Source organism: Halomonas alkalicola, assembly GCF_030704205.1.
Taxonomy (GTDB): domain Bacteria; phylum Pseudomonadota; class Gammaproteobacteria; order Pseudomonadales; family Halomonadaceae; genus Halomonas; species Halomonas alkalicola.
The window spans coordinates 1,293,257-1,306,771 of the sequence record NZ_CP131913.1 but is presented as its reverse complement, the minus strand read 5'-3'; the positions used below and the strand labels follow the sequence as shown (position 1 = coordinate 1,306,771).

General features: G+C 67.8%; 10 protein-coding genes and 1 pseudogene. 9 read left to right on the top strand and 2 right to left on the bottom strand.

Features of this window, described 5'->3' with window-relative positions; all coding sequences use genetic code 11:
* Window positions 1-80: 80 nt before the first annotated feature.
* Both mgtE and folE2 read right to left on the bottom strand, forming a co-directional pair.
* Window positions 81-1,430: a magnesium transporter gene (gene mgtE / locus B6N23_RS06190; protein WP_169957637.1), complete on the bottom strand. Its 1,350-nt coding sequence runs from the start codon at window positions 1,428-1,430 to the stop codon at window positions 81-83.
* Window positions 1,431-1,828: 398 nt separating this feature from the next.
* Complete coding sequence (gene folE2, locus B6N23_RS06185; protein ID WP_305502889.1) at window positions 1,829-2,728, bottom strand: GTP cyclohydrolase FolE2; 900 nt, start codon at window positions 2,726-2,728, stop codon at window positions 1,829-1,831.
* A gap of 92 nt (window positions 2,729-2,820) precedes the next feature.
* Between folE2 and B6N23_RS06180 the strand changes: the two genes are divergently transcribed.
* The 9 genes and pseudogenes from B6N23_RS06180 (at window position 2,821) to B6N23_RS06140 (ending at window position 13,459) form a co-directional block, all read left to right on the top strand.
* Entirely contained in the window at window positions 2,821-3,999 is a 1,179-nt protein-coding gene (locus tag B6N23_RS06180; protein WP_305502887.1) for a nickel/cobalt transporter, read from the top strand.
* A 74-nt stretch (window positions 4,000-4,073) separates the two neighbouring features.
* Window positions 4,074-5,435 carry a TonB-dependent receptor gene (locus tag B6N23_RS06175; RefSeq protein WP_305502885.1) on the top strand — a complete coding sequence of 454 codons (1,362 nt, stop codon included), beginning with the start codon at window positions 4,074-4,076 and terminating at the stop codon, window positions 5,433-5,435.
* A gap of 10 nt (window positions 5,436-5,445) precedes the next feature.
* A complete protein-coding gene (locus tag B6N23_RS06170) occupies window positions 5,446-6,342 on the top strand; it encodes a metal ABC transporter substrate-binding protein (RefSeq protein ID WP_305502882.1) in 897 nt (298 codons plus the stop codon).
* Window positions 6,343-6,948, top strand: coding sequence for an ATP-binding cassette domain-containing protein (locus B6N23_RS06165; RefSeq protein ID WP_305502879.1), 606 nt, complete (start codon window positions 6,343-6,345; stop codon window positions 6,946-6,948). It abuts the gene before it with no gap.
* Window positions 6,938-7,732: a metal ABC transporter permease gene (locus tag B6N23_RS06160; RefSeq protein WP_305502875.1), complete on the top strand. Its 795-nt coding sequence runs from the start codon at window positions 6,938-6,940 to the stop codon at window positions 7,730-7,732. Before B6N23_RS06165 ends, B6N23_RS06160 begins: the two co-directional genes overlap by 11 nt.
* Window positions 7,729-8,637 carry a class I SAM-dependent methyltransferase gene (locus tag B6N23_RS06155; protein WP_305502873.1) on the top strand — a complete coding sequence of 303 codons (909 nt, stop codon included), beginning with the start codon at window positions 7,729-7,731 and terminating at the stop codon, window positions 8,635-8,637. Before B6N23_RS06160 ends, B6N23_RS06155 begins: the two co-directional genes overlap by 4 nt.
* A gap of 280 nt (window positions 8,638-8,917) precedes the next feature.
* A pseudogene (locus B6N23_RS06150) lies at window positions 8,918-10,274 on the top strand (IS1182 family transposase).
* Between the two features lie 233 nt (window positions 10,275-10,507).
* Window positions 10,508-12,769, top strand: coding sequence for a TonB-dependent receptor (locus tag B6N23_RS06145; RefSeq protein WP_305502871.1), 2,262 nt, complete (start codon window positions 10,508-10,510; stop codon window positions 12,767-12,769).
* A gap of 9 nt (window positions 12,770-12,778) precedes the next feature.
* Complete coding sequence (locus tag B6N23_RS06140) at window positions 12,779-13,459, top strand: Fe2+-dependent dioxygenase (RefSeq protein WP_305502869.1); 681 nt, start codon at window positions 12,779-12,781, stop codon at window positions 13,457-13,459.
* Window positions 13,460-13,515 lie beyond the last annotated feature (56 nt).

Below are 13,515 nucleotides of genomic sequence, written 5' to 3'. Positions count from 1 at the left end.
CTGCAGTGTGTGACAGGAGTATGACGATGCGCCCGGGCGGGGACAATGGGGCGACCATGAGGTCGCCCCTTGCCCGGGCGTCAGGCGGGCAGGCCGAGTACCGCGGTGGCGATGGCGAAGTAGATTAGCACGCCCACGGCGTCGGCGATGGAGGTCACCAGCGGCGCGGAGGCGGTGGCCGGGTCCCAGCCCAGGCGATTGAGCAGGAAGGGCAGGATCATGCCGATCAGGCTGCCCATGATCACGATCAGCACCATGCTCATCGCGACCACCATGGCGATCTCGGTGCCGGCGCGGAAGATCCCCACCACCGAGACGGCGAGTGCCATGGTCAGGCCCAGGGCGATGGCCACGCTGACCTCGCGGCCGAGCAGTCGCGCCCAGTCCCGAGTGCGCACATCGCCGGTGGCCATGCCGCGCACCATCAGGGTCGCCGCCTGGGAGCCGGCGTTGCCGCCGCTGTCCACCAGCAGGGGCAGGAAGAAGACCAGGGCGATATAGGCCTCGATGGTCTCCTCGAAGTAGGCGATGCCGGCGCCGGAGAAGATGTTGGCGAACACCAGCAGCACCAGCCAGACGATGCGCTTGCGGTAGAGGTCGAAGAGGCTGGCGCTGCGCAGGCCGCCCTCCAGCTTGCCCACCGAAACGCTCTTGTGCATGTCCTCGGTGGCCTCCTCCTCGGCCACGTCCATGGCGTCGTCATAGGTCACGATGCCCACCAGGCGCTCGCCGCCGTTGGTCACCGGCAGGGCCATCAGGTCGTAGCGCGAGATCAGCCTGGCCACCTCTTCCTGAGGGGTGTCCACCTTGGCGACCACCAGCTCCTCGACCATCAGGCTGGCCAGGGTAGCGTGGGGATTGGCCAGGATCATCTCGCGCAGCGACAGGGTGCCGGTCAGGCGGCCTTCGTCGTCGACACAGTAGATCTGGTAGATGGTCTCGGCGTTGGGGCCGGTGCGGCGCACCTTCTCCAGGGCGGTGGCCACGTCCATCTCGGCCGGCACGGCCACGTACTCGGAGGTCATCAGGGCTCCGGCGGTGCCTTCCTCGTAGCTGGCCAGCTTGCGGATGTCCTCGCGCTCGGCGTGGGCCAGGCGGCGCAGCAGCCCCTGCTGGCGGGCCTCGTCGAGCAGCTTGAAGAGGTCGGCACGCTCGTCGGCGCTCATGTGGTGCAGCAGCTCGGCGAGGGTGGCGTCGTCCATCTCGGCGGCAAGCGCGCTCTGGGTCTCCTCCTCCAGGTAGCCGAAGGCGCTGGCGCGTTCGTCCAGGGGCAGGTAGTCCAGCAGGGAGAGGGTGGTGTCCTCCTGCTCGTGCTGGATGAACTCGGCGAGGTCGGCCAGCTGCATCTCGGCGACCAGATGGCGGATGGCAGCGGTGTCCTGCTGCTCGATGGCGCTGCGCAGGTCGGCAGCGAGCTCGATGTAGCTCATGGTGTGGCTCCTTGGCGCGCGTCAGGCGGGCGCGCAGGAACCAGGGCCTAGGGGGTAGGCGCGGGCGGGCTCCGGCGCACCACGACGTTTGACGCGGCGCGGCCAATCAAGTTGTCGGTCGTGTCGTAGCGACTCGGAGGTTCCATTGATTCCTCAAGGGGGTTTCGCTGCCATGCAGCAGCGCCGGCATATTAGCCGCGAGTCAGATGAGGGTCAATTAAGATCGATTGGCAATTGCCGTTATCGCAAGGCGCCTCATATGGAGGCCTCCTCGGCGTTTGCCGGGCCAGGCCGGGACCGATGGCCGCCGCGATCTCCGCCACGCTAGTGGGGGACAGACCACCAGCGTGTAGTCGTGGCGCAGCACCCGCGCCAGCAGGTCGAAGACCACTCGAGACTCATTCCCCCTCCTGCCAGTTCCACTGGCTGCGCGCCACGGCGTCGTGGGCGTGCAGGCTCTCGGCGTGCACCACGGGCAGGGAGAAGCCCTCGAGGCCGGGCTGGTCGCGCAGGGCGTGGTGCAGGCGCCGAGCGGCATCCTCACAGAACATCAGGTTCTGGCCGTTGGCCAGGGCGAAGGCCTGCTCGTCCACGCGCTTCACGGCGGTCTGCAGGGCGGTGCCCAGCGCCCGCTCCACGCGGTCGACCAGCGCCAGCAGCGGCAGCGCCGCCTGATCGGCGTCGAGGCGCACGGCCAGGTGCGCCTGGCTTCGCTGGCTGTGGGGGGTGGCCAGCACGCCCTGGTCGCTGCCCAGCCATGCCCGCACCGCCTCGCGGGTCACCGGCATCTCGGTGAAGTCCTCGTCGAAGGCCTGCTGGATCAGCTGGCGGGCCAGGGCCGCCGAGCAGGGGCAAGTGGAGGAGTAGCCCACGCTCAGCTCGAGGATGGCGTGCAGGCCCTGGGCGTCGCGGCGGCAGCACAGGGTGAAGGGGTAGGTCTTCCAGCCTGACAGGGGACTGATCAGCGCCGGGCGGCGCAGCAGTGCTTCCCCCTCCAGATCGAGAAAGGCCCGCTTGGCGAGCCCTTCGTGGCTCTCCAGGAAGGCGTCGAGTACCGCGGCCACCATCGGCAGCGAGAGCTCCTGCCCCTCCAGCTCGGCCAGCGCCAGGTAGAGGCGGGACATATGGATGCCGCGGGCGGTGGGGTCATCGAGGCTGACGCCCGCCGAGGCGCGGCCGGCGATGGCCTGGCCGGCCACCTTGAGCGGCAGGGCGATGCCCTCCATGCCCACCCAGCTCAGGGTGCCGAGGCGGGTGGAGGGCGAGGCCGCGATATCTTCCAGAGGTTGCTTGTTCATGAAGGGCTCATTGGGTGATTGCGGCTGTAAATGTTATAACATAACATTTTGAGCCGACCGATCACCAGCCAAAGGCCTACCCGAGGTACACCATGTCGCGTCACGCCAGCTCGCTCCCTTCGTCTGCCGGCCCGGCCGGCGTTTCCTACCGGTTGAGAAGTTTCCTGACCCGCCACCGATGGCGGCTGGGCGGCCTGGCGCTGCTGGTCATCGTGGCCGCGCTGCTGATGCAGCTGGGCGTGATGCGCGGCCTGAGCCTGCAGATCCTGGCCTGGCAGCGCGAGCTTCACCGGGCGCTCACCCTGGCGGTGAGCGGCTGGTCCGAGACGCCCAGCTGGGCCACCGCCGGCTGGCTGCTGGCGCTGAGCTTCGGCTATGGGGTCTTCCATGCCGCCGGCCCCGGCCACGGCAAGGCGGTGCTCTCCACCTACCTGGTCTCCCAGGGGGGCGGCCTCAAGCGCGCCCTGGGGCTCTCGTTCAGCGCCGCCCTGCTGCAGGGCATGATGGCCATCGCCATGGTACTGGTGCTGGTTCAGGGCCTGGGCTGGCTGACGCGCCGGGCCGTGGGCAGCGTGGCGAGCCTGGAGCTGGCGAGCTTTCTGATGGTGGCGCTGCTGGGGGCCTGGCTCTGCCTGAGGGCCTGGCGGCTGCTGCGGCGCACGCGGGCCGGCGGCGATCACGGCCAGCATGATCACCGCCACGCCCACCACCACCACGACCACCAGGGGGCTCACGGCCATGCGCACGCTCACCGCCATGCCCATGCCCATGACCACAGCCACGCCCATGACCACAGCCATGACCACAGCCATACGCATGACCACAGCCACGTTCATGGGCACGCTCACGGCCATCAGCACGATGGCTGCGGCTGCGGATCGCGCCACCATATCGCCCCGGAGGAGGTCGGCAACTGGCGCACGGCGCTGGCCACCGTGGTGGTAATCGGCCTGCGCCCCTGCACCGGCGCGGTGCTGATGATGGGGGCGGCCAGCCTGCTGGGCCATGCGGCCCTGGGGGCTGCGGCGGTCATGGTAATGGCGCTGGGCACGGCGATGACGGTCTCGGCCCTGGCGCTGGCCAGCGTGCTGGCCAGGGACTGGGTCATGCGCCACTACGGCCGGTTCGCCGGCGGTGGGGGCGCGGCGCGCCTGGGGCGGCTGAGTGTCTGGCTGGCCATGGGGGGCGGCCTGGCGATTCTGTGGCTCGGGGCCTCGCTGGCCTGGCAGGTCGGCAGCGCGCCGACGGGCGGACTGCCGCTGCTCTCCTGAGGGCGCCGCGTTGACGCCTTTATGACTAATATTGTTATGATATAACGTAATATATAACTAGAGGAAGCAAGCAAGTGATCAAGAAGAACGTCAAGGGAACCCTCGCCGGCCTGACCACGGCCGCGCTGATCATGCCGACGCTGGCAGTGGCAGAGAGCGGCGGAGACCGCGACTGGGACATCGATGTCTCGCTGATTCTGGAGGGCATCTACTTCAACGAGGTCTCCAGCGGCAATCAGACGCCGGCAGGCTTCTCGGACCACGACCATGGTCATGACCACGGTCACGATCACGACCACAGCCTGAGCGATGGTTTCAATCTCGGGCACTCCGAGCTGGTGATCGAGTCGCGCCTCGGTGACCTGCTGGACGGCACCCTGCTGATCGGCTTCGACGAGGACCATATCGAGGTCGAGGAGGCCTATCTGGTCACGCGGGCGCTGCCGGCCGGCCTCCAGCTCAAGGGCGGCAAATTTCTCTCCGACGTGGGGTACATGAACAGCCGACATCCTCACGACTGGGACTTTGCCGACCGGCCGCTGGTCAATCGCTTCCTGTTCGGCGATCACGGCCTGCTGGAGACCGGGCTGCAGGCCAGCTGGGTGGCGCCGACGCGCACCTTCACGCGCTTCGGCGTAGAGGTGCTGCAGGGCGATAACGGCAGCTTCAACCGCTTTATGGCCGCGGGCGGCGGTCACGATCATGAAAGCGAGCACGGCCACGACCATGGGCATGACCATGACCACGGGCACGACCATGGACATGATCACGGCCATGGGCACGACCATGACCACGGCGGCGCCCCTTACTCTCAGACCAGCGCACCGCGTCTGTTTACGGCCTTCGTCAAGACGGGTCCCGACCTCGGCCCGGACCATGCCCTGCAGCTGGGGGCCTCCACCGGCTATAACCGTCAGGTTTCGCGGGTTGAGGACCACGGCCATCACGCCCATGCCCTGGAGGGTGACACCTGGTTTGCCGGCCTGGACCTGGCCTACCGCTACGACGCCGGCCGCGCCTATGGCCAGGGCGACTGGCGTGTAACCAGCGAATATTTCCACGTCTGGCGCAACCTCGATGAGTACGTCGAGCGCAGCACCGGCTGGGAACAGCGCGACGGGCATCGTGAGCGCCAGGACGGCATGTATCTCGAGGCGGTCTACGGGGTGGCGCCTCGCTGGCAGGCGGGGCTGCGCACCGAGGCGCTGGGCCTGACCAACAAGGTGGTCGACTTCCACCCCACCGAGGTCGAGTCCCTGAGCACTTCTTACCGGCACAGCGCCCAGGTGACCTTCCGCCCGGTGGAGCCGGTGTTCCTGCGTGCCCAGCTGAGCCAGAACGACTTCGCGGTCGCCGGCGGGGAGCGCGATCGCGGGCTGGAGCTGATGTTCCAGGTCAATGTGGCACTTGGCGCTCACGGCGCCCACCGCTTCTAAGGAGTATTAGATGCGATTCATGCGCAATCGCGGCGTCGGGGCCCTGGCCCTGGCGCTCCTGCTGAGCCTGCCGCTGCCGGCCCTGGCGGCGCTGAACATCGTGGCGACCACGGCAAGCCTCGGGATGCTGGCCAACGAGGTGGGGGGTGAGCAGGTGTCGGTCACGGTGCTGGCTGCGCCGGACCGCGATGCCCACTACCTGGACGCGCGCCCGAGCTTCATGGCGGCGCTGCGCCGTGCCGATATGCTGCTGGAGGTCGGCGCCGGGCTGGAGGAGGGGTGGCTGCCCGCCGCCCAGCGCGGCGCCGCCAATCCGGCGGTCAACAGCGGCCGGGAAACGCACTTCGTCGGTGCCAGCATCCTGCCGCTGCGGCGCTCCATCACCATGGATGGCCCGAACGTGGGGCACGTGCATACCGAAGGCAATCCCCACTTCAACGTGGACCCCCTGCGCATGGCGTCGCTGGGCGAGGCGCTGGCGCGGCGGCTGGCGCGTCTCGACCCGGCCCATGCCGAGGCGTATCACGCGCGTGCCGGCGCCCTGGCGGAGACCCTGCGCGAGCAGGCTCGGCAGCTGGCCGAGGGCGTGGCCGAGCAGCGCATCGTGGTCTACCACGAGGACCTCGACTACCTGGAAGAGTGGCTGCCCGTAGAGGTCGTCGGCTATCTCGAGCCGGCGCCGGGCATTCCGCCCAGCGCCCGCCACCTGGGCGAGCTGGTCGGCAAGCTGCAGGGCACCGAGGGGCGGGTTCTCTATGCCAGCTTCCAGCCCTCCAGGGGGGCGGAGTTCCTGCAGCGTCAGCTGGGCTGGCCGGCGACCAGCGTGGCGCTGGAGCCGCAGACGCCGACGCTTGAGGGCTATCTGGCCCTGATGCGGGACTGGGTCGACGCGCTGGACGCGCGCTGAATGGCCAGCGGCAGCGAGGTCGTGGCGCTGGAGCGTGCCACGCTGGGCGTTGCCCGGGCCCTGGTCGGCCCTCTGAGCCTGAGGGTCTCTTCGGGGGCCCGGCTCGCCATCACCGGCCCCAACGGCAGCGGCAAGTCGCTGCTGCTCAAGGCGATTGCCGGCCAGGCGACGCTGTTTTCGGGTCGCCTGCGCTGCGCTCCGGGGCTGACGCTGATGTTGCTGGCCCAGGAAAGCGCCCGGCGCGAGCCCTGGCCGCTTTCCGGCTGCGACTGGTTCGCCGCCATGGAGGTGGTGCCGCCCGCGCTGCCGCGCCTGGCAGCGCTGCTGCCCAGGCGGCTGGATACCCTCAGCGGCGGGCAGTGGCAGCTGCTGCGGCTGGCGGCGGCGCTGTCGCCGCCGCCCGGCGCGGGAGGGCGGGCGCCCCACCTGGTCATGCTGGACGAGCCGGCCAACCATCTGGATCACGCCGTCAAGGAGGCCGCCGTGGAGCTGATGACGGCGCTGGACCCGGGCGTCACGCTGCTGATGACCGGCCACGACAGCGGCATGATCGAGGCCTGTGGTGCGACCGCTCTGCCTCTGGAGGCCTGCCTAGATGCCGCCTGATCTTCTCTGGCTGCCGCTGCTGGCCGGCACCGGCATGACCCTGCTGCTCGCCCTGGCCGGCGTCGGCCTCTTTCTGAAGGGCTCCGCCTGGCAGGCCCTGGCGCTCAGCCAGTGGGCCGCCGTGGGCGGCGTGGCGGCATCGGCGCTGACCTGGCCGGTGCTGCCTCTGGCGCTGGGAGTGAGCGGGGGTATGATGTGGCTGCTGCGCCTGCAGCGACAGGGCGAGCATGCGGCGCTGGCCAGCTTTCTGGCTGGCCTGGCCCTGGTGACGCTGCTGGCGGCCAACGCTCCCCAGGCGAGCCTGGCAGCGGCCCGCTGGGCCGAGGGTCAGCTCTACTTCGTGGCGCCGACCGACGCCTGGGCGGTTGTCGGGCTGACGCTGCTCTCCCTGCCTCTGCTCCGGCCCCTCAAGCGCATCTGGCTGCGCTCACAGCTGCTGCCCAACCTGGCCTCCTGGGCGGTGCCAGGCCTGCCCATGCGCCTGGCGGAGGCGGCGTGGCTGGTCGCCGTGATCGTCATGGGCGCCATGGTCTTTGGCGTGCCGGCCGCGCTGTCGACGCTGCTGTTCCCCGCCTGGATCAGCGCGCTGCGGGCGCGCCACCTGCAGCACTGGCTGCTTCACGCCGTGCTGCTGGCGCTGGCCTCCTTTATGCTGGCCTGGTGGCTCAGCCTCTGGCTGGACCAGCCCTTCGCCCCCGTGCTGATCGTGACCCACGCGGCGGCGGGCATCACGCTATGGGCGCTGCGCTCCGTTCCCTCTTCAACTCGACGATCAACCCCATGACATCGACTGTGACAGGCTCCGCTTCCACTCCGTCTCGCGCCACCGCGCCTTCCGCCGATGCCGGCGCCTCGCGCACGGCGTCGCCGATCTTCCGCGCCATCGAAGCCCTTCAGGGCAGCCAGCCCTGGGGCAGCTTTCTCGATGCTGGCACCGGCTACAACTCGCTGCGCTGGGTCTCCTCGCTTGAGACCGAGCGCTGGGCCGCGGTCACCGCCTCGGCCGGCATGGCCCGAACGGCCAGAAAGGCGGCGGGGGAGCGCATGCGCCCTCAGGACCGCGTGCTGGTGGCCAACTGGATCGCCCCCGAGCTGTTCTACGGGGAGTGCTTCGACACGGTGCTGCTGGACTACTTTATCGGCGCCATCGAGGGCTTTGCGCCCTACTGGCAGGAGCAGGTGCTGACGCGCCTGAGGCCCCACGTAAAGGGCAGGCTCTATATCGTGGGCACCGAGCCCTATGTGCTCGACGCCCCCGATACCCGGGAGGGGCGCATCGTTCAGGCCATCGGCAGGCTGCGCGACGCCTGTCTGCTGATGGGCAACGGGCGCCCCTACCGGGAGTATCCGGCCTCCTGGGTGCTGCGCCAGCTCGGCACGGCCGGCTTTCGCGTGCTCGAGGTGCGCCAGTTTCCCATCCGCTACCGGGAGCGCTTCGTCAATTCGCAGCTCGACCTGTGCCTGAAGCAGCTGGATCAGCTGAAGGACCCGGCGCTGGCCGAGGCGCTCCGGGGGCGCATCGAAGCGCTGCGCGCCGAGGCGCTCCCCCTGGCGCGCAGCGAGACGGGGCTGCCCTGCGGCGCCGACTATGTGATCGCCGCCGAGCCACTGGCCCCCGGGCATCATGCGCTATCCCTGCCGACATATCCCGGTGGCGACCCGGCGACGTCAGCCGACGAGAACGCCTGAAAAGCACCAAGGCAAATGAGAATGCTTTAGTTTTACATTTTAAATGTTATTTGATAACATCCGCGCGTCAAGCCTGTAAGAACAACAACGCCTCTACCTATGCAGTGGAAGCGATCGTGCCAAGCCGAGGGGGGAGGACAGTCCAATACCGTCCTCCAGAAAGGGAACACACCATGCTGCTTTGCCAGAAAAAAGCGCTCCCCAAGGCGCTAGCAGTCTGTCGGGTTTTCGATAACGTCGTGAGATACTCGCTTCCAGCCGCCACCACCGGAACGTCGCCATGAGCCGCTTCATCCCCGTTGACCGCCAGACCGATTATCTTCTGCCGCCTTCCGTGGACGAGTGGTTGCCCGATGACCACCTGGCGCGCTTCGTGGTGGATGTTGTCGAGCAGCTGGACCTCTCGGCGTTGACGCGGCGGTACGCCGGCCGGGGGCATAAGGCCCATCACCCGGCGGTGCTGCTGAGTCTGCTGGTCTATGGCTATGCCACCGGGGTGTATTCCAGCCGCAAGATCGAGCGGGCCACCTATGACTCGGTGGCGTTCCGCTACCTGGCCGCCAACACCCATCCCGACCACGACACCCTGGCCACCTTCCGGCGGCGCTTCCTGCCCGAACTGGAGCAACTGTTCGTCCAGGTGCTCTTGCTGGCCCGCGAGATGAAGCTGCTCAAGCTCGGCACCATCGCGCTGGATGGCACCAAGCTCAAGGCCAACGCCAGCAAGCATAGGGCGCTGTCGTACGGGCCATGCCAAGAAGCTGGAGGCTCAGTTCAAGGCCGAGGTGAAGGCGCTGACCCAACGGGCCGAGTCCGCGGATCGGGATGACGCCGCCGATGGCATGGACATCCCGGCGGAGATTGCCCGTCGCGAACAGCGCCTGGCGGCGATCGCCGAGGCCAAGGCCAAGATCGAGGCGCGGGCCGAGGAGCGAGACGCCGTCGAACAAGCCGCCTACCAGGAAAAGGTGGCGCGCCGTGAGGCGCAGCGGAAGGCCGGCAAGACGCCTCGGGGGCGGGATCCCGAGCCACCGACGGGCGGCCCCCGCGACAAGGATCAGGTCAACCTCACCGACCCACAATCACGCATCATGCCGGTCACCGGCAAGGCCTTCGATCAGTGCTACAACGCCCAGGCGGCCGTCGATACCGACACCCTGCTGGTCACCCACGTGCATGTCACCCAGGCGACCAACGACAAGCAGCAGGTCATGCCGTTACTGACCGCATGGCAGGGCTACCCCCGGGCGTTGGGGCGCCCCAGTTGCCTGCTGGCCGACACGGGCTACTTCAGTGCGGCCAATGTCGATGCCTGCCAGGCCCATGGCATCGAACCGCTGCTGGCCATGAAGCGCGATGTCCATCATCTCCCCGTGTTCGAGCGCTTCGCGGCGGATCCGCCCGCCCCGGCGAGTGAGGATCCCGTCGAGCAGATGGCGCACCGCCTGAAGACCCGGGCGGGACGCGCCCTGTATGCGCTGCGCAAGCATACGGTGGAACCGGTCTTCGGCATCATCAAGCACGTGATGGGGTTCCGGCAGTTCTCGCTGCGTGGCCTGGACAAGGTCAGCGGCGAGTGGCGACTGGCCACCCTGGCCTGGAACATCAAGCGAATGCACCGCCTGGCTGCCGGATGAGGGGAGATCCCTCACCGGGTAGCGCGTCACCGGGGTCAGGAGCGGTGCAAGGCGAGGCAGGGAGGGCCAACAGCGACTCTCCCGCCACATGACCGACTACCCTGCGAAGAAACCAGAGAGGGGACGTTGCTTCTACGCTTCATGCCCTCTAAACCGACAGACTGCTAGAGGCGCTCGCCCCGGCGCACTCCAGGTCTTCGTTGGGCCGCGGCGTTGTCGCCGCCGGTGCCTGCATGCTGGCCGCGATGAGCGTCAATGTTCACGCCCAGTCCCAGGACGCGCCGTCGGCGGACCTGGAGACCGTTACCGTCACCGGGTATCGCGGCACCTTCATGGACAGCGTGCGCTACCAGCGCAGCGTTCAGGAAACGCCGCGTATCGTGACGGTGTGGACCAGCGACCTGCTGGAAGATCAGAACGTGACCGAGCTGCGCGATGCGCTGCGCAACGTCTCCGGCATCAGCCTGCAGGCGGGGGAGGGCAATCCCCCCGGCGGCGACCAGCTCAAGATCCGCGGCTTCAACGCCCGCGACGATATCAACGTCAACGGCGCCAGGGATCTGGGCAACTACTTCCGCGATCCGTTCTACGTCGAGCAGATCGAGGTCATCAAGGGGCCCAACTCGGCGTTTTCCGGCCGGGGTTCCGCCGGCGGCACCATCAACTTCGTGACCAAGCAGCCCCTCATGGAGGATCGCAACCGGATCGATACGTCGGTCGGCACGGATAACCTCTTTCGCCTGACCGGGGACTTCAACCGCCGCATCGACGACAACAGCGCCGTGCGGCTGAACCTCATGCACCACACCCAGAACGGCCACGGCCGAGACGTGGTGGAGCAGGACCGCCACGGCGTCTATGCCGCCTACGTCTGGGGGCTGCAGGAAGACACACGGGTCGAGCTGGATTTCCTCCACACGCGCCAGAACAACATCCCCGATCAGGGGATACCCATCGACCGGGAAGGCTTCAGCGGCGACCCGGCGGTGCTCAACGATCGCGGGCGCACCTCGGGCGGTCAGCGTGCTGGCGATGGTTACTACACGGGCCGTCTACCGCCGGGCATCGACTACAGCAGCTATTACGGTCACGTTGATGACTACCAGAAGATCAACGTCGACCAGCTGGGCGTGGCGATCGAGCATTACGTCAATGACGGCCTGAGCGTGCGCAACCAGTTCCGCGTCAGCCGCGTGGAGAACGACTCCATCACCTCCTCGCCGCGTATCAAGGTGCCTGAAGCGGCCTGGGGAAGCGGCGACTTCGACCAGGCGCTGGTGCAGGGCGACCTGAAGCCCCGGGACCAGACCGACACCTCCTTCTTCAACCAGACCGACCTGCTGCTCTCCTTCGACACCGGCCAGGTGGCACACGACCTGATCCTCGGCGCGGAAGTGGGCTATATCGACATCAAGAATGACCGCCGCCCCGACCAGAGTGGCCCCCGGACGTCCCTCTATGACCCCGAGCGTCGCGTCCGGCCGGTGGCCTACTACGACGGCACCCGCCATCGCCTGGAATCCGAGCAGCTGGGGCTCTATGCGCTGAACGTGGCCGCTCTCTCGCCCCAGTGGGACCTGCATACCGGGGTGCGCTGGGACCATGTCAAGTCCACGGCAACCGACACCGGCTATGAGGGGCTTCCCGGCGGAAATCTCGGGCCGGCATCGCGAACGGACAGCGAATGGAGCGGCAACCTGGGGCTGGTCTTCAAGCCGACAGCGAACGGCACCCTCTATGCGTCGGTGGGGACCGCCTTCGACGTGACCGGCACCTTCGACCGGGGCCTGGTACAGCTGGCCGGCGGCGCCGATGCCACCGGCCAGAAGCATGGCGGCGATCGGCAGCGGGAAGACATCATCGATGAATCGGCCTTCGACACTGACCCCGAGCGCACCGTGGCCTATGAGCTCGGTACCAAGTGGAGCCTGGGTGAGAACCTGCTGCTGAGCGCGGCGCTGTTCCGTACCGACAAGACCAACGCCCGGACCCCCGCCCAGGGCGGTGGCGACCTGCTCGACGTGCTGGACGGCAAGCAGCGCGTGGAAGGGTTCGAAGTGGGGGCCATGGGCAGTCTGGCGCCCGGCTGGGACCTCTATGCCAGCTATACCTACATGGACTCCGAGGTGCGCAGCTCCAACAACGAGTGGGAGGTGGGCTCACGGCTTGGCGGCACGCCCCGGCATACCTTCAACCTCTGGTCGGACTATGAGGTGACCCCCCGCTGGAGCGTCGGCGGCGGCATGGAGTATGTGGCCAGCCAGGTCAACAGCGTGGCCTCCGAGCCCGGAGCGCGCCGTCGCCAGGTCGAGATCGACGGCTACTCCGTCTTCCATGCGTCCACGGCCTATCGCTTTACCGACGAGCTCCAGCTGCGTGTGAACGCCTTCAACCTTACCGACAAGGACTACATTTCCCAGCTGGCAGAGGGCGGCGCCCAGGGCATTCCCGGGCCGGGCCGGCACGCCATCGCCACGCTGCGCTATGACTTCTAGAGCCATTCCATGATTGTCAGTTTTGAGAACATTCTGACACCTGACGAGCTGGCGGCCATGCGCCGCCAGCTGCTGGCCGCCGAGTGGGCCCGCGGCATCAGCGCGGGGCCCCAGGGCAGGCAGGTAAAGAAGAATCTGCAGATACCCGAACAGTCGGCGGTGCTCAGGGAGCTGCGCACCCTGGTGATGCGGGCCCTCAACCGTTCGCCCGATGTCATGAGCGCGCTGCTGCCCTTCAAGATCATCCCGCCGAACTTCAACCGCTATACCGTGGAGGATAGCCACTACGGCAAGCATATCGACAGCACGCTGCGCCCCCTGCCGGACGGCAGCTACCTGCGCACCGACGTCTCCGCGACGCTGTTCCTGTCGGATCCGGAGGAGTACGACGGGGGCGAGCTGAAGATCATCGACACCTTCGGCGAGCAGACCGTCAAGCTCGCGGCGGGGAGCCTGGTGACCTATCCGTCGGGCTCGCTGCACGAGGTCACGCCGGTGACGCGCGGCGAGCGGCTGGGGTGCTACATGTTCATGCAGAGCCTGATTCGCGACACGGAGAAGCGCCGCCTGCTCTACGAGATGGACAATTCGCTGCGCCGCCTGAGGGCCGAGCAGGGCGAGGCCCAGGCGGACCTGGTGGCCCTGACGGGCACCTACAACAACCTGGTGAGAATGTGGTCGGAGTGCTGATATGAGCTGAAAACCATTCCTTGAGTCCTTTGTTTCGAACGTATTGGCGCATGAAG